Raw genomic sequence first — 16,445 nt, 5'->3', positions numbered from 1 at the left:
ACGTATAAGATCCGATAATTCATCAAAAATGATCGACATCAAAGGCCGATCCGCCTCATGAACTCTGGTTGCGCTGCTTCAATAGTCATGGGACGAACCCGAGAGCCATGAAGCCGGGCGCCGTACTCAAGGCTTCAAAAAAGGAAAGCACGAAGCTGACCGAAGCACCGGCTCCGGGCATGGGCGAGGACAATACCGGCACGCGCAACATCGATGTTGCCGGCGGTGCCGTGACCGTCTATGGCCGCAATGTGCCGGAAGGCTATCAGGTGAAGGCGCTGGATGGCATCGTTCCGCTCGACAAGAACCAGTCCTTCGTCATGCAGCGCATCCTGCCGCCGGGCGAACACGATGTGGACGTGGCTGTGCTGGGTCAGGAAAAGGGCAGCGCCCTCGACTTCAGCCGCCAGATCAATATCCCGGATAACGACTGGTTCTATGTCGGCCTTGCCGATCTCACCATCGGCAAGCGCATGGGTGACGACGGGATCGAAGATGTGCGCCCCGGCGAATATGACGAGGTTTATACCAAAGGACGGCTTGCCTTTTATGTGAAGGGCAAGATCAAGGGGAAATATCTTCTCACCGCAGCGGCGGACAGTCGCGAAGGCGAGATCAGGGATATGTTCCGCGGCCTCGACGACCGGGATCCACGTAGTTTGCTGCGCCGTATCGACCCGGACGCCTACTATCCGGTCTATGGCGATGACTCGACCATTCTCGAAGATGCGCCGACCAACGGAAAATTCTATGTGCGGCTGGATCGTGGACCGAGCCACGTGATGTGGGGCAATTACAAGGCTTCCATCAAGGGCACGGAATTCATGCGTTCGGAACGCGGGCTTTATGGCGCAAGCGCCGTCTATAATTCCGAGGAAGTGACCTCTTTCGGAGAGCGCAAGACGGAAGTGAATGTCTATGCCGCCCAGCCGGACACGCTGCCGCAGCGCGACGAGTTCCTCGGCACCGGCGGTTCGGCCTATTTCCTGAAGCAGCAGGATATCACCACCGGCTCCGAAACGCTGACGGTGGAGGTGCGCGATCAGGTGACCGGCGAGGTCAAGGAACGCCGTACACTCATCTATGGAGAAGATTACACGCTCGATTACTTGCAGGGCGTCGTCATCCTCAAGCGTCCGCTGTCGTCTTCGACCGGAACCGGCGGGGCGATCCGCGAGGGTGCGCTCGGCGGTAACCGGGCCTATCTCATCGCGCAATACGAGTTCACCCCTGCCATTGGCGAGGTGGATGGCTATGTTTACGGCGGGCGGGCGCAGCACTGGTTTGACGACAAGGTGCGCGTCGGCGTTACCGGCATGAACGAGACGACCGGGGAAGCCAACCAGCAGGCCGTCGGCGCGGATATCACCATCCGCCATTCGGAAAAGACGTTCCTTGAGGCGGAAGTTTCCCGTTCCAAGGGGCCGGGTTTCGGCCTGTCGCGTTCGACCGACGGTGGCCTTACGCTGAGCGATGTCACGACAACCGGCACGCGTGACCGTGCGGCGATGGCGTGGCGAACGAAGGGCCAGATCGATCTGGAGGACATAACCAGAAGCGGCATCAAGGGCACGGTCGGCGGTTATTATGGGGAAAAGCAGGCAGGCTTTTCAACGCTTGCCGAGCAGGCGTTGGTGGATGAACGCATCTGGGGTGCTCATGCGGATATAGAACTGACGAAGGACACCGATCTCAAGTTCACCTACGACGATTACAGGGAAGGGCGCGATTACGACGAATTCTACGAGCGCGAAACCGGAGGCCGCACCAAACGCAAGGGCGAGGCGACGGTCAGTCATCAGTTCAATGAATACTGGAAGGCTTCCTTCGGCATTTCCTATACGGAACTGCGCTCGCCCATCGCGGTCTATTCCGGCAAGAGCGGCTATGACGGCGAAAGGCTGGACGCCGGTGTCCGGCTCGACTATGCGCCCGATGCCGACCATAAATATTATGTCTTCGGTCAGGGCACGCTATCACGCGATGGCGACGTGCGCCGCAATGACCGGCTGGGTGTCGGCACGAAATATCAGTTGACGGAGAAGATCGGTCTCGAAGGCGAGATCTCCTACGGCAACAGCGGGCTGGGCGGACTGGCGGCGATCAACTATTCGCCAACCGCGTCCGACAATTACTATTTCGGCTACCGGCTCGACCCGGATCGCGCCTTCGACCTCGACCGCAGCTACGATCTCGACGGTGTCGACAAGGGGACTTTCGTTCTCGGGATGCGGCGCAAGCTCGACGATACGCTTTCGACCTATGCGGAGAACAATTACGACCTCTTCGGTCGTCGCATGTCGCTCACCAAGACTTATGGCGTGATCTATACGCCGGACAAGGTCTGGACCGTCGATGGCGGCTTCGAGGCAGGCTCGGTGGAAGACGATACGGTTGATCCGGACACCGGCGCGGAACGCTCCGATTTCGACCGCAAGGCGATTTCGCTCTCGGTCGGTTACAAGGACGAGGAGCGGGGCATCAACGCCCGCATACGCGGCGAGGCCCGCTTCGAGGAATCCGATGACAGCAGCCGCGACCGCAATACCTATCTGTTTGCGACGGGTCTTTCCTGGAAGACCAGCGAGGATTGGCGCCTGCTGGTCAATGTGGATGCCGTTCTTTCGGAGTCCACGGGCGATAGTTCGTTCCGTGACGGCGATTACGTCGATGCTTCTATCGGCTATGCCTATCGCCCGGTAGACAACGATCGGCTGAATGCGCTGTTCAAATATGCCTGGGTCTACGACCTTCCCGGCGAAGATCAGGTCAGCGCGATTACCGGCGACGAATATGGTCCGGCGCAGCGCAGCCATATCCTCTCGGCGGACTTCACCTATGACCTGATGCCGTGGCTGTCGGTCGGCGGCAAATATGGCATGCGTTACGGTCAGGTTCGGGAACGGCAGATGGACGGCGACCGCAAGGAATTTTCCGACTGGTATACGTCATCGGCTCATCTCGGCATTGTCCGAGCCGATCTTCATGTCGTGAAGAACTGGGATGCGCTGCTTGAGGGCAGGGTCATGCATATGCCGGAAGCAAAGACCACCGATTACGGCGCATTGCTGGCCGTCTATCGTCATGTGGGCGAGAACTTCAAGGTTGGTGCTGGCTATAATTTCGGCGCCTTCTCCGACGATCTGCGCGACCTGACCCTTAATGATCGCGGTGTGTTCCTGAACGTTATCGGAAAATTTTAAAGCGTGTTTCCCAAAAGCGGGAACAGGTTTTAGGATTGGATATACGCAAAAAGACAAAACGCCGATCTGATTCAATCAGATCGGCGTTTTGTTACCTGCTGAAATTTGCGTTTCACTTTACCGGAAGTCGTTCCCGATCATCGCTGCCCGGCTGCGGCTTCCCGGCGAATGACGGCTGCCATTCCTTCCGAGAGAATAGTGGAAACCATGTCCCTTAATGCCGAACCGAAACCACCGCCCGTCAATGCCGGGGGAAGAATATCCGGGCAGACATTCGCGACCGCACGCACGATTTCGTCCGCTGTCGCCGCATTGCGCAGGGCGTCCTGCAATTCCACCGCCTTTGGATCGTTTATCGGCATGGACTGGTCGTCGCGGTCCCTCTGGGCCAGATAAGCGAGCCAGGACGCAAGCGCGAATACAAACGGGGCCTGTGGTCCCCCGGCATTTAGCGTTTCCAGAGCGGGAGAGGTGATGCGCTGGGGAAGTTTCTGTGTCCCGTCCATGGCAATCTGCGCCGTTGAATGGGCTATGGCCGGATTGGCGAACCGTTCCGCGAGGGCTGTGGCATAGGCATCGAGGTCGATGGCCAGTCCCTGAACAGTCGATGCAGCCGCGACAAGGTGACGGCGAACGAGCAAGGCATGATCCGCATCCGCCATGACGTCGCGAACGAAGGTCTTGCCTGAAAGCTGCCCGCTATAAGCAAGCATCGAATGCGCTCCGTTCAGCATGCGCAGTTTCATGCTTTCATATGGAGCGACATCGTCGACGAACAGGGCGTCCGCGCATTCCCATTCCGGGCGTCCGGCGCAGAATTTATCCTCGATCACCCACTGGCTGAAAGGCTCGGTCTCGACAGCGGCGCGGTCTTCATAACCCGTCAGCTTTGCGGCCAGTTCAGCCGTGTCGGCGGTCGATGCCGGGGTGATGCGATCCACCATCGTGGAGGGAAAGGTCGCCCTGTCCGCTATCCAGCGCGAAAGGGTCTCACCTCCGGTTTCGTCGGCGAAGGCAAGCACGGCGTTGCGCAGTTTCTCGCCATTGTGCGAGAGGTTGTCGCAGCTCAGCACGGTGAATGGCGACAAGCCGTCTGCCTTGCGGCGGGAGAGGGCGGCCACGATGAGACCGATCACGCCGCCCGGCGTTTCAGGGTCTGCAAGGTCGGCGGCGACCGCGGGATGATTGCGATCAAGTTGCCCGTCGCTCGTGATGCCATAACCCTTTTCCGTCACCGTCAGGCTGACGATGCGGCATCCGGGCGACGTCATCGCGTCCAGCGCATCCCGGCTCGCTGCCGGGCCGGACAGCACCCGTTCCAGCGCACCGATCACGCGCGCTTCCGTCACGGGGCCGCGCGTGATGATGGTATAACGCCCGTCTTGCGGGTTCAGGCTTTCGGCAACCGCCGTTCCACGCAGCGACACGCCAACGACCCGCCAGTCGCCGCCTTTACGTGCGAGAACGTCATCGGTATAGGCCACGAGATGGGCGCGGGCGAAATTGCCAAGCCCTAGATGGACGATGCCCGATGCATGATCTTCCGGGCGATAGGCGGGCCAGATGGCCGTTGCTCCGGTCGTGGCATGTGCGGATAATCGTGTCATTCAGCAACTCCGACAGCCGGATGGGAAAGGGCGGTCATGATCCCGCGCAGCTCAGCCAGACCTTTCAGACGGCCAATGGACGGATATCCCGGCTGCGCGCTGCGGTTCAGGTCATCGAGAATGTCCTGGCCGTGGTCGGGACGCATCGGAATCTGCCAGTCGGTCCGGCCCGCCGTCTTGCGGCGGGTTTCCTCGGCCAGAACTGCTGCGATCATCGCAACCATGTCCGTATGGCCTTCGAGATGGGCCGCCTCGTGGAACGAACCACCGAGATAAGGCTCTTCGAGCGCCACATTGCGCAGATGCAGGAAATGCACCCGGTCGCCCAGACGCTTCATCATGCCCGGCAGATCGTTGTCGGCACGCGCGCCCAGCGATCCCGTGCAGAGGGTGATGCCGTTCGCCGGAATGTCTACCGCATCCATCACCGCCTTGTAATCGGCTTCCGTGGACATGATGCGCGGCAGGCCCATAAGCGGGAACGGCGGATCGTCGGGATGGCAGCAGAGACGCACGCCGAGTTCTTCGGCAAGCGGGCTCACTTCCGCCAGAAAATCGATCAGGTGACCGCGCAGGCGCTCCGGTGAAATATTGTCGTAGTGGGCAAGGTGAGCCTTCACGTCGTCCATCGACATGCGTTCGGCGGCGCCGGGCAGACCGAACACGACATTGCCGGAAAGTTCCAGTCGTCGTGCTTCCGACATCTGCGCGAAACGCTTGCGGGCAGCTTCGATAAGCGCGGGGTCATAATTTTCCGATGCCCCCTTGCGCTCAAGCAGAAACAGGTCGAACGCGGCGAAATCGAGGGCGTCGTAGCGCATGCAGGTCGCCCCGTTGGGCAGACGATAGGCAAGATCGGTGCGCGTCCAGTCGAGGATAGGCATGAAATTGTAGCAAATGACCTCGATGCCTGCGTTCCGCAGATTTCGCATCGACGTTTTCCAGTTAGCGATATGCGTCTTCCAGTCGCCCGTCTGGCGTTTGATATCTTCTGAAACCGGAAGGCTTTCGACGACTTCCCATTTCAGTCCGGACGGCTCGCCGTTTTTCATCCGGGCGATTTCGGCCTGCCGTTTTTCAATCTCGGCCGGTGACCAGACCGCGCCGGTCGCGACATGGTGCAGAGCGGTGACAACACCTTCCACGCCAGCCTGTAGCATGTCATCGATGGATACAAGGTCCTTGGGACCAAACCAGCGCCAGGTCTGTCTCATATTGTCGTCTTTCTGTTTTCAGGGTTGCGCTGATGCGTCAGCGAAGCGAATTTGAACCTTGACGGACCGGGAACGATCCGTGGCCGCGCGAAAGGCGGCCAGGGCTTCGGTCATGGGAAGCGTCGCGGTGATGATCGGTTGCGGGTCGATGGCTCCTGACCCGATAAGCCGTACCGCGTCCGCGAATTCGGCATCGAAACGCTGCGAGCCGACGAACTGGATTTCCTTGCCCACCATGACGTTTAGAGGCATCGCGGTTGGTCCGGCCACCCCGACCTGCACCAGCGTGCCGAGCGGTTTCAGGCAGGAGATCGCATCGTTGATGGCGGGTGCCGCAGCCGAACATTCGAACACGAGATCAACCTTGCCCTTGCCTTCCTGCCAGGGGGCGAGCGCTTTCGGATCTTTAGCGGTATTGACCGTGTGATCGGCGCCCATTCGGGCGGCGACGCCCAGGGTCGCGTCCTGAATGTCGGTCACGATGATTTCGGAGGCACCGCGCAGCCGTGCAACCGCCACGCAAAGCGCGCCGATGGGACCCGCGCCTGTCACCATGACGATCTTGCCTGCGAGACTGCCCGCAATCGCTTCGCCGCGATTGGCGGCATGAAGGCATACCGCCAGCGGTTCCGAACAGGCTGCTGCCCCCGGATCGATCCCGTCCGGCACGGCAAAACACTGCTCGGCCGCGATCACGATCCTGTCGCGGAACATGCCCTGTTCATGCGGCAGATACATCGCCGATCCCTTGAAGCGCATCGCGCTGCAATGACGCGGCAAGCCCTGCTGGCAGAAACTGCACGTACCGCAGGGCTGCGACGGGTTCATTGCAACGAGCTGACCGGTTGCGAAGCCTGTCACGCCTTCACCGAGCGCCATGATGCGCCCGGACGCCTCGTGGCCGAGAATGATCGGCTCCCGCACGCGGATGGTGCCGATGCCGCCCTCCAGCCAGTAGTGCAGATCCGATCCGCAAATTCCGGCTGCCTGAACGGCAATCAGCACTTCGCCCGGACCCGGAGCGCCGAGAGAACGGCTTTCGATCCTCAGATCATCCTGTGCGTGAAGGCAGATCACGCGGGTGTTCGACGTTTCGTTCATGGCAGCCTCAGGGCATCAGAGTGTCGGGCAACCATGTCGCCAGAGGCGGCATATAGCTGACCATCAGCAGTACGATCAAATTGGTGACGAGATAGGGGATGATTGCCCTGATCACCGGCGAGAGGGGTAATCGCGCGACATTCGACGCGACGAACAGGCAAACGCCGACGGGCGGCGTCGTCAGGCCGATCATCAGGTTGAGAACCGCAAAACAGGCGAAATGGATGGGGGCGATGCCGACGGCCATGGCCAGAGCCTGCAACGGTACGAACAAAATGATGAGTGCCGCGATCGTCTCCATGAACATGCCGACGAACAGAAGCAGGATATTGATCAGCAGGATGACGAGAAACCTGTTGTCCGTAAAGGAAAGCACGGCATTGGCCAATGTCTGCGGGATGCGTTCCGCAACCAGAATCCAGCCGAACACATTGGCGGTGCCGACCAGCACGAGAATGCCGGCGGAGCTTATCGCGCTGTCGATGATGATCTTCGGAATGCGGTTTACCGGCAGTTCCCGGTAAACGAACAGACCGACGACCGCCGCATAAAGGCACGCGACCACGGCCGTTTCGGTCGGCGTCGTGATGCCGATCAGCAGCCCGCCCACGATGAGGGCGGTCATTGCGATTGCCCAGATGGCGCCGACGAACGACGACAGCAATTCGCCGATCCCCTTCCAGTCCTCGCGGGGGAATTTCTTCTTCCGGGCGATGAAATAGGTCGTCACCATCATGGCAAACCCCATCAGCAGGCCGGGGATGGCGCCTGCAAGAAACAGTTTCCCAACCGAGAGGCCGGAAAGCGACCCGACGATAATCATCGGCACGCTTGGCGGGATCATGGGGCCGACGGTCGATGAGGCGGCGGTGACGGCGGCGGAAAAATCGGCAGGATATCCGACCTTCTTCATGCCGGGGATCATCATGCCGCCAACGGAAGCCACGTCGGCGACCGCTGTTCCGGAGATGCCGCCGAAGAGCATGGAGGCCGCGATATTGGCTTGGGCAAGACCGCCGCGCATCCAGCCCACAAGGGCATTTGCGAAGCGAATGATCCGTTCGGTGATGCCGCCGGAATTCATCAGGTTGCCGGCAAGGATGAAACCCGGAATGCAGAGCAGGACGAAGCTGTCCATCCCGGCATACATTTTCTGGGGGATGACAACCAGCGGAATGTCCGCGAACAGAAGATAGGCCATGGAGGAGAGGCCCAGTGTCACGGCCACGGGCAGGCCAATGGCAAGGCCCAGCACGAATGTGCCAAGGAGCAGGGTCAGACCCATCAGATTTCCTCCGAATTGGGGATGGGGCGCCCGTCATGGCGACCTGACAGCATTTCGGCGATGCGCATCAGCGCCCAGAGACCCAGGGCAACGAAAAGAACGAGTTGCGATGCATGGATAAAGTCCATGCGCCATCCCAGAGACGGGGCGGTCTGGCGGCTGCCGATCATCGTGTAGTCCCATGCCGCGGGTAGAAGAACAGCCGCAAATATTACCGTCAGCGCAGCGCTGATCAGTCTCAGGAGCCAGGGAAGGCGACCCGGCAGGCTTTCACAGAGGAGGTCGACATTGACCATGTCGCCGCTGCGCAGGGCAAGGCCCGCGCCGAGCGCACCGATATAGAGCAGGCAAAATCTGGTGAGTTCCTCGGTCCAGACCGGCGCGCTGCTCAGGAACGTACGCGCATAGACCTGCAACAGAACCGCACCGATCAGCACGAGAAATGCCGCAAGTATCAGAAGGCGGCATAGGCCTTCCAGCCCTTTGAATGCTTTTGTCATGGTATCCTCGATGGAGGAACTGCCGGAGCGGGTCCGGCAGCTCCGCTATCTCAGTCGTTGAAAACCTGCTCGACCAGCGGACGGATTTCCTGCGGTACGGAGGCGATGACGGCGTCACGCGCCTTGGCGGCGAAGGCAGCCTGATCGACATCGACAAATTTTACGCCTCGGCCTTCCAGATCGGCGACCAGCGATTTTTCGTCGGCGACGAACAGTTCGCGTTCATAAGCCTGCGTGACCTTGGCAGCTTCCTGCAACGCGGCCTGATCGGCCTCCGACAGCTTGCTCCAGCTCCGTTCCGATATAGCGAGATAAATCCAGGAGCGGACGTGTTCCGTTTTGTTTATGACCTTCTGGACTTCATAGAAACCGCCCGACTTGAAGAGGGCGAGCGGGTTTTCCTGCCCCTCGATAGTGCCATTCTGAAGCGAGGTGAAAACCTCCGAGAAGGCCATCGGCGTCGGGTTCGCCCCGAGCGCCTGCCATGCCGCCACGAAGATCGGCACATTCGGCACGCGAAGCTTGAAGCCCTTCAGGTCTTCGGGCTTGCTGATTTCGCGGTTGGCCGACAGATTGCGGGGGCCGCGCGCAAAATAGGTCAGCGGACGGATACCCGCCTTCTCGATGATTTCCGCCTCGATCTCTTTGCCGATCTCGCCGGAAGCGACCTTGTCCATGTGTTCAAGCGATTTGTATGCATAGGGCAAAGCCAGCAGCGCCGCCTTCGGCGCCCAGTTCTGCAGGCTTTCGCCGGTAATCGTCATATCGGCTGTGCCAAGCTGCATTCCGTTGATGACGTCGATTTCCTTGCCGAGCGATTCATTGGGATAGACTTCGACGGCGACGCGCCCTTCGGTACGCGACTTGACCTCGTCCGCGAATTTGAGCGCCGCCTTGTGCCAGATGTTTTCCTCATTTGCGAGGTGGCCGAGCTTGAGCGTGACCTCCTGTGCAAGCGATGTGCCGCCCATGACGGCAAGAACCGCGCAGGTTGCCGCCAGACGCGTAAGACTACGAAATTTCATTCTTTCCTCCTCCCGATGATGTCTTTGCTGTTGCTGTGTGCCCTACAGGAAATATTCGGCCCGAACGGCATCGCCTTGCGCGACAGCGCGATCAGGGCGCAATGCAGCGTAAAGCTGATCCACCACACTGATGTGCTTCTGTCGCAATGATGGGCTTTGCATGAACTGACTCCTCATCAACCTGCTTATGCCATACTACCATACCAGTCAACATCGAAATGCGCGGACTTCAAATCAGACAGGTTGCCTGGCTGGAGATTGCGTTACGCTGAGGTGTAGGGGATCGATGTGCGGCGCCTTGGTACAAGGATGCGGAGGCCGCTCCCGTGCCTGGGGGCGTGCCTTGGGGGCGGCGCGGCAGATATGCGCTCTATTCACATGGTTTGATGTGAATGGGGACGGCCTCGGCCTTGCCCAGTTCTATGCATTTCTGTTCGGCGCAGAAGGTCCATCCCCCGCCGGTCTTGCCGGATGCTGCGAGAACGATTTCCTTCCGGGGTGGAATGTTCGGGTGATAGCGGTACCAGCCGTTTTCGAGAACGGCATCTTCTGGCGGGTCCATGCCGGCGCCAGACCCTTTGATGCGCGCCTCGGCAAGAACCAGCCCCTCATGCGTAACGCTCCAGTATTCCTGCCACGGAATTTTCTCGACGCTATGGGTCCATGAGAGGATGAAGCTGGCGGCAGCTATCTTCATGATGCCGCCAGCCGTTGCAATACAGACAGGCATCAGTCCGCCGCCGTGACGGCGGACTGACGCGATTTCCAGAAATGCCAGGCAAGGAAGGCAGCGCAGGCAGCGAAGCCCAACTCGTCGCTGTATGGATAGGTGGCAAGCATGAGCGCTATGGCAGCAAAGGCCCAGGCGCGCTCCCACAGCTTGAGCGGCGTGCGCAGGTGGCCGATAACCGATGCCCCCCACAAGAGAATGCTCAGCAGCGCTTTGATCAGCATATAGACGAAGGCCAGCCAGAAACCGAATTTTTCGGCCAGGGGGCCGCCTTCCTGAAGCATGATCACCGGCTCATAGACAGCCATGAAAGGCACGGCAAAGCCCGCCACCGCGATGGAGATTGCCTGTACCCCGATCTTCATGCCCGATTCCCGCGCGATGGGTGCTGCGGCGAAAGCAGCAAGGGCGACCGGCGGCGTAAGGTCGGCCATGATACCGAAATAGAAGACGAACATATGCGAAACCAGAAGCGGCACGTCTAGATGGAGAAGCGCAGGTCCGGCTATCGAGGATGTGATGATATAGTTCGGGATCGTCGGGATGCCCATGCCGAGCACGAGGCAGGCAAGCATGGTGAGGATCAGCGAGAAAAACAGCGAATTTTCGCCAACGGTGACGATCACACGGGCAAATGTCGAACCCGCGCCGGTCAGTGCCAGAACCCCGATGATAACGCCTACAAGGGCGCAGGCGACGCCCACCGGCAGCGCATTCTTGGCGCCTTCTCCGAGGCTTTGCAGGCAAAGGTTCAATGTCTCGCGTCCGCCGCGTATCACGAAGTTTATCGCTACGAGGAGAGCGACGAGAACGATGATCAGCGTAATTCCGCGCAATGCATAGCCGAAGACGTTGAATGTGGAGCCGAACGCGGCAGCAGACATCACGCCGAGCGCGACCCAGAACAGAACTCGCAAGGGCAGCGACATGCTGCCGGAAATCGGTACGCCGAGAATGATCAGCGCGGTGAGACTGAGGCCGACGGTTCCCGCGAAAAGCGGCGTATAGCCCGAGAAGAGGAGCCAGACCAGAGCAGCAAGAGGCAGGACGAGAAACCAGCGCTTGCGGATGGCATCGAGCGCACTTGGCATCTCGTTCTTGTCGAGGCCCTTCATCCTGAGGCGGCGCGCTTCCAGGTCAACCATTACAAAGACGGTGATGAAATAGAGAACTGCCGGAACAATCGCGGCCTTGACGACTTCCACATAGGGAAGGCCGAGCGTTTCGGCCATGATGAAGGCCACGGCGCCCATGACGGGCGGCATGATCTGCCCGCCCATCGATGCCACTGCCTCGACACCGCCGGCAAAGGCGGGACGAAAGCCGGATCGCTTCATGAGCGGAATTGTGAATGCGCCGGTCGTCACAACATTGGCGACACCGGAGCCATTGATCGTTCCCATCAGGGCGGACGAAATCACCGACACCTTGGCAGGTCCGCCGCGTGAGGAGCCGACCGTTCCCATGGCAATGTCGTTGAAAAGCTGGATCATGCCTGCGCGTTCGAGAAACGCACCGAACAGGATGAAGAGGAAAATATAGCTCGACGAAACATAGATCGGCGTGCCGTAAATCCCCTCGGTTCCAAGAAAGAGAACCTCGACCACCTGTTCGAAATCATAGCCGCGATGATTGAACGGGTGCGGCAGATATTGGCCGAACAGGCCGTAAGCCAGAAAAATTAAGCAGATGAGCGGCAAGGTCCAGCCCATCATCTTCTTGCCTGCCCAGAAGACGAGCGCGACAACGAGAATGCCGATGACGATATCCGGCGTATTGGGCTCGCCAGCGCGGATCACCAGATCTTCGTAGAAGAACCAGTGATAGAGACTGAGCGCGAAAGCGATGACAGCGGCGCACCAGAAGACGGCGCGCTTCGCGAAAGCCGTCGACGCATTGGCGTAAAGGCCGAACAGCAGCAGAAGAAGAAAGCCGACATGAACGGAGCGAACGACCTGGCTCGGCAAAGGCGAATAGGCTGAAGTCCAAAGCTGGAAAACGGAAAATGCCACAGCTATGGCGAACAGGATTCTGGCGCCATAACCTGCGCCCCAGCCGGGGATATGTTCAGCCGATTCTACGGCGGAGTTCTGGCTCTCACTCATAAACGAACTTTCGTCGGGTCAGTCATCTGATAAAAATCGAAGAGCGCCCGGGTAGGTGCTACCCGGGCGTTTGCCGTGTGGACAGGCAACAAATCTCTCGGCACATGCCGGAGATTATTCGATGCCCTTTTCCTTATAGTAACGCATTGCGCCGGGATGGATCGGAACCGGTGAAACGATCGTGCTCTTGTCGAGCTTGATCGCCTTGGCCGATGCATGAGCGGCAGCCAGCTGATCGAGATTCTCAAACAGGCGCTTGGTCATCTGATAGACCAGCTCTTCGTCCATGTCCGGACGCACGATCAGATAATTGATCACCGAAGCGGTCACGACGTCCTTATCCTGCCCGCTATAGGTGTTGGCGGGGATCGTGTTGACCTGATAGGGAGAGCCGATTTTCTCGATCACCTCTGCCGGAACCTCAACCACATTGATATCCACCGAATTGGCAAGATCGCGCAGCGAGGCGACGCCAAGGCCCGAAGATTGCAGGGTGGCATCCAGTTGCCGGTTCTTCATCAGTTCGACCGATTCCGCGAAGGGCAGATATTCGATCTTGCCGAGGTCGTCGTAGGAAAGCCCGGCGGCTTCAAGTATGGTTCGCGCATTCAATTCGGTGCCGGATTTGGGCGCTCCGACGGAAAGCCGCTTCCCTTTCAGGTCGGCCAGCGTCTTGATGCCGGATTCCTTCGAGGCAACGATCTGGACATAGTTCGGATAGATCGCGGCCAGAGTGCTGAGATTGGTGAGCTTCTTCTTGAAACCCGCCGCCTCGTTGCCTTCATACGCATTGCGCAGGGAATCCCCGAGCGTGAACGCTACTTCTCCACGTCCACTGTTGATCAGGTTGATGTTTTCAATCGACGCTTTGGTCGCCTGAACCGACGGACGCACATCGGGGATGTCCGAGTAAATCTTCTCCATGGCAACGCCAAGAGGATAATAAACGCCGCTCGTGCCGCCCGTCAGAATATTCACGAATTCTTCGGCCTGCGCCTGAGCCGCACCGAGAACGAGCCCGAGCGCTGTCGCCAGGGACACCGCCACTTTCCTGTTAAAAAAATACATGTTTCCTCCTCACTTCAATAGCCGCTATCGCAGCGCAATGGCTATGGCAAAGCGGTGAATTGACAGACCGCCTCTTCACCGAAACCCCCATATATCCGCCTCCTGAATCGGCTGAAACCTACAGCATGATCCTAAGAATCCAAAATGTTTTTGGGGGTTATTATTTTTTTCCGGAGAATCCTTCAAATGCTGGCGAACGGGAGAAGAAAGGCTTCGGCAAGCGCCACGAAGTCTGAGTGCCTGTTCCAGAAATCGCCATGAGTGGCCGCAATTGGCAATCTGCTGCCTCCCGGCACCCGAAAATCACCATTTCGCATGCATAGGCCGCTTTTCGATTCAGGTTCGGGGTTCCTGCAATGGAGTATCGGTTCGTGTGAACAGAATTTTGGTTGACCTCAAGAAAGTAGTGGCGATTGATTTTTTATAATAAGTGATGCCTAAATAAAGAGATTATTAAATATATCCACATTTTTACAATAACAATATGTATTGATGGTGTCTAATGTTTATGATAATTTTTCAATCCTGTCTTTTTTATAGGATATGCAATCCATTGAGGGATTCGGCTTTAGAGCCTGAATCAAAAAGCGGCCTATGTGTGCGAAAATGGTGATTTTCGAGTACCGGAGCACAATGTACTGGACGTACATGAGCACCGGAACGCAAGAAATTGCCATTGCAGCCACTCATGGCGACTTTCGGAACAGGCTCTTGTATCTGGTGAATTGGTGAGAACTGATAGCACCGCTTGATTGGAAGCGGCGTTACATTCCTGCCCGCAAGGGGAAGGAAACTGTGCGGGAAGAATTTTTACTGCGGAAGGTGACTTCTATTATAGTTGAACAAGATTGGCGCGCCGTATTTGCAGTGAGAAAATTCCGCGCAGTTCCTCTCTCGGGGTGAACCGTGCGGGCTGTCTCCATGTCGTCGAGAACTTCCTGAAGGAGCGGAAGTAACAGATGGCAAACCAGATAATATCTTCCCGGCGAGGGAGAGTAGTCATTATCGGTTTGTTGCTCGCGCTGGTCGGGACCGTGGTTCCCATGGCTACGATGAGCTGGGTCTCCTATCACCTTGCAAGTCAGAAAGAACTGTCTCTTCTTTCGCAGATCGCTGAGCGAGCAGTTTTCCGCGCAAGGACGACCTTTCAGGATGCCCGGCAGGTGATGGAGGTGATGATACATGCGGACTTGCCTCCCTGTTCGGGAGAGCACATCGCGCTGATGCGCAGCCAGACGATCAATACCCCGGCCGTGGAAGAAATCGGCTATTTCGAAAATGGTCTTCTGAAATGTACTTCATGGGGCGTGACAACGCAGCATGTCGAAGGCCTGCCGGCCGACTTCACTACCCCGGACGGCTTGGGTGTCGTCTTGCGCGTAACGCCGGATGCCAGTCTCGGCCAACAGACGACGGCAGTGGCAATGGGAAGTTATAACGTTCTCATAACGCCATCCTATTTCATCGATCTCGTTATCGATGACGAAATCGCAATCGCCCTGCTGAACGATCGTGGCGAGATCATCAGTATGCGCAACAATCCGGACCGTGATCTGGTCGCATCGCTTGCCGCCAACGAGAAGAGCGGTATTTATGCTTCCTCATTGGCGGGCGTCGCTCAAAGTGACGGTCTGTCGGCGGTGGTAATAGAACCGCGTGCCAGACTTGTTCCCCGCCTGTGGCAGGAATTGATCGTTTTCCTGCCCGCCGGAGCACTGTTGTCGCTGCTTCTGCTTTGCGCGGTCTTCTGGCTTTCGAAGCGCCGCCTGTCGCTTCGGGCGGAACTCGATCTGGCGATCAGCAAACGCGAGTTCATGGTTCATTACCAGCCTATCGTCGATCTGAAGACGGGAATATGCGTCGGCGCTGAAGCACTGGTACGCTGGAAGCGGCCCGACGGCTCTCTGGTCAGGCCTGACCTGTTCATACCGCTGGCCGAAGAAACAGGGCAGATCGCGCCGATTACGGATCTCGTCATCGACGCGGTCATTGCCGATATGAGCTCGTTCCTGGCAGGGGACCGGACCCTTCACATCGCGATCAATGTGTGTTCTTCGGACATTCAATCGGGCAGGATCGTCGATCTGGTGGCGGAAAAACTGGACCGAACCGATATTCGCAAGGAGCAGATCTGGCTGGAGGCGACCGAGCGGGGGTTTCTCGACGTCAATTCCGCAAGCCACACGCTTGAAAGAGCCCGCAAGGCGGGCCATTCCATTGCCATAGACGATTTCGGCACCGGCTATTCCAGCTTGCAATACCTGCAAACACTGCCGCTGGACGCGCTCAAGATAGACAAATCCTTCGTCGATACGATCGGAACGCAGGCCGCGACGAGTTCCGTCATCCTGCACATCATTGAACTTGCCCATGCGCTTGGTCTGTTTTCAGTGGCGGAAGGTGTCGAGACGGAAGAACAGGCGGCCTTTCTTAAGGAGCGTGGCGTGCATTTCGCACAAGGGTGGCTGTTTTCCAAGCCGTTGCCGGCTGTGGATTTCATGCGCTATCACATAGAAATCAAGCAAAGTCGCGGTGCTGCTCCGGAAATTCTGTCGGCTGGAAAACACGCCTTGTCGGCCAATAAAGCTTAATAATATCGAGGCTCGG

At 58.3% G+C, this 16,445-nt stretch carries 11 protein-coding genes; 2 read left to right on the top strand and 9 right to left on the bottom strand.

Features of this window, described 5'->3' with window-relative positions; all coding sequences use genetic code 11:
* Positions 1–107: 107 nt before the first annotated feature.
* On the top strand, positions 108–3,203 hold the full coding sequence (locus tag FHS76_RS04275) for a TonB-dependent receptor (protein ID WP_183648600.1): 3,096 nt from the start codon (positions 108–110) through the stop codon (positions 3,201–3,203).
* 137 nt (positions 3,204–3,340) lie between these two features.
* Here FHS76_RS04275 and FHS76_RS04270 read toward each other — a convergent pair whose 3' ends face one another.
* The 9 genes from FHS76_RS04270 to FHS76_RS04230 all read right to left on the bottom strand — a co-directional run bounded on the left by FHS76_RS04270 (position 3,341) and on the right by FHS76_RS04230 (position 13,838).
* Complete coding sequence (locus FHS76_RS04270) at positions 3,341–4,810, bottom strand: mannitol dehydrogenase family protein (protein WP_183648598.1); 1,470 nt, start codon at positions 4,808–4,810, stop codon at positions 3,341–3,343.
* Positions 4,807–6,024: a mannonate dehydratase gene (gene uxuA, locus FHS76_RS04265; protein WP_183648595.1), complete on the bottom strand. Its 1,218-nt coding sequence runs from the start codon at positions 6,022–6,024 to the stop codon at positions 4,807–4,809. The genes FHS76_RS04270 and uxuA overlap by 4 nt, the downstream gene beginning before the upstream one ends.
* Positions 6,025–6,042: 18 nt before the next feature.
* Positions 6,043–7,125, bottom strand: a complete 1,083-nt coding sequence (locus FHS76_RS04260; RefSeq protein WP_183648592.1) for an L-idonate 5-dehydrogenase — start codon at positions 7,123–7,125, stop codon at positions 6,043–6,045.
* A gap of 7 nt (positions 7,126–7,132) precedes the next feature.
* A complete protein-coding gene (locus FHS76_RS04255; RefSeq protein ID WP_183648589.1) occupies positions 7,133–8,410 on the bottom strand; it encodes a TRAP transporter large permease in 1,278 nt (425 codons plus the stop codon).
* The gene (locus FHS76_RS04250; protein ID WP_183648586.1) at positions 8,410–8,910 is read right to left on the bottom strand and encodes a TRAP transporter small permease; all 501 of its coding nucleotides are present in this window, start codon (positions 8,908–8,910) and stop codon (positions 8,410–8,412) included. The genes FHS76_RS04255 and FHS76_RS04250 overlap by 1 nt, the downstream gene beginning before the upstream one ends.
* A gap of 50 nt (positions 8,911–8,960) precedes the next feature.
* Complete coding sequence (locus tag FHS76_RS04245) at positions 8,961–9,935, bottom strand: TRAP transporter substrate-binding protein (RefSeq protein ID WP_183648583.1); 975 nt, start codon at positions 9,933–9,935, stop codon at positions 8,961–8,963.
* Positions 9,936–10,305: 370 nt separating this feature from the next.
* Positions 10,306–10,665 (bottom strand): DUF1850 domain-containing protein, encoded by a 360-nt coding sequence (locus FHS76_RS04240; protein ID WP_183648580.1) that lies wholly within the window; start codon positions 10,663–10,665, stop codon positions 10,306–10,308.
* Positions 10,665–12,770 (bottom strand): TRAP transporter permease, encoded by a 2,106-nt coding sequence (locus FHS76_RS04235; protein ID WP_183648576.1) that lies wholly within the window; start codon positions 12,768–12,770, stop codon positions 10,665–10,667. Before FHS76_RS04235 ends, FHS76_RS04240 begins: the two co-directional genes overlap by 1 nt.
* Positions 12,771–12,884: 114 nt before the next feature.
* Positions 12,885–13,838 carry a TAXI family TRAP transporter solute-binding subunit gene (locus tag FHS76_RS04230; RefSeq protein WP_183648573.1) on the bottom strand — a complete coding sequence of 318 codons (954 nt, stop codon included), beginning with the start codon at positions 13,836–13,838 and terminating at the stop codon, positions 12,885–12,887.
* 1,043 nt (positions 13,839–14,881) lie between these two features.
* On the opposite strand from FHS76_RS04230, the gene FHS76_RS04220 reads away from it, so the two are divergent.
* A complete protein-coding gene (locus tag FHS76_RS04220; RefSeq protein WP_235992565.1) occupies positions 14,882–16,429 on the top strand; it encodes an EAL domain-containing protein in 1,548 nt (515 codons plus the stop codon).
* Positions 16,430–16,445 lie beyond the last annotated feature (16 nt).

The sequence above is a fragment of the Brucella daejeonensis genome (assembly GCF_014199265.1).
Taxonomy (GTDB): Bacteria; Pseudomonadota; Alphaproteobacteria; order Rhizobiales; family Rhizobiaceae; genus Brucella; species Brucella daejeonensis.
This window is presented reverse-complemented; position numbering and strand designations above follow the sequence as displayed.

Excerpts from the sequence above, each read along its gene's own strand:
- FHS76_RS04235 (WP_183648576.1), bottom strand. The coding sequence starts at position 12,770 with ATGAGTGAGAGCCAGAACTCCGCCGTAGAATCGGCTGAACATATCCCC.
- FHS76_RS04255 (WP_183648589.1), bottom strand. The coding sequence starts at position 8,410 with ATGGGTCTGACCCTGCTCCTTGGCACATTCGTGCTGGGCCTTGCCATT.
- FHS76_RS04245 (WP_183648583.1), bottom strand. The coding sequence starts at position 9,935 with ATGAAATTTCGTAGTCTTACGCGTCTGGCGGCAACCTGCGCGGTTCTT.
- FHS76_RS04230 (WP_183648573.1), bottom strand. The coding sequence starts at position 13,838 with ATGTATTTTTTTAACAGGAAAGTGGCGGTGTCCCTGGCGACAGCGCTC.
- FHS76_RS04275 (WP_183648600.1), top strand. The coding sequence starts at position 108 with ATGAAGCCGGGCGCCGTACTCAAGGCTTCAAAAAAGGAAAGCACGAAG.
- FHS76_RS04220 (WP_235992565.1), top strand. The coding sequence starts at position 14,882 with ATGGCTACGATGAGCTGGGTCTCCTATCACCTTGCAAGTCAGAAAGAA.
- FHS76_RS04250 (WP_183648586.1), bottom strand. The coding sequence starts at position 8,910 with ATGACAAAAGCATTCAAAGGGCTGGAAGGCCTATGCCGCCTTCTGATA.
- FHS76_RS04240 (WP_183648580.1), bottom strand. The coding sequence starts at position 10,665 with ATGCCTGTCTGTATTGCAACGGCTGGCGGCATCATGAAGATAGCTGCC.
- uxuA (WP_183648595.1), bottom strand. The coding sequence starts at position 6,024 with ATGAGACAGACCTGGCGCTGGTTTGGTCCCAAGGACCTTGTATCCATC.
- FHS76_RS04260 (WP_183648592.1), bottom strand. The coding sequence starts at position 7,125 with ATGAACGAAACGTCGAACACCCGCGTGATCTGCCTTCACGCACAGGAT.
- FHS76_RS04270 (WP_183648598.1), bottom strand. The coding sequence starts at position 4,810 with ATGACACGATTATCCGCACATGCCACGACCGGAGCAACGGCCATCTGG.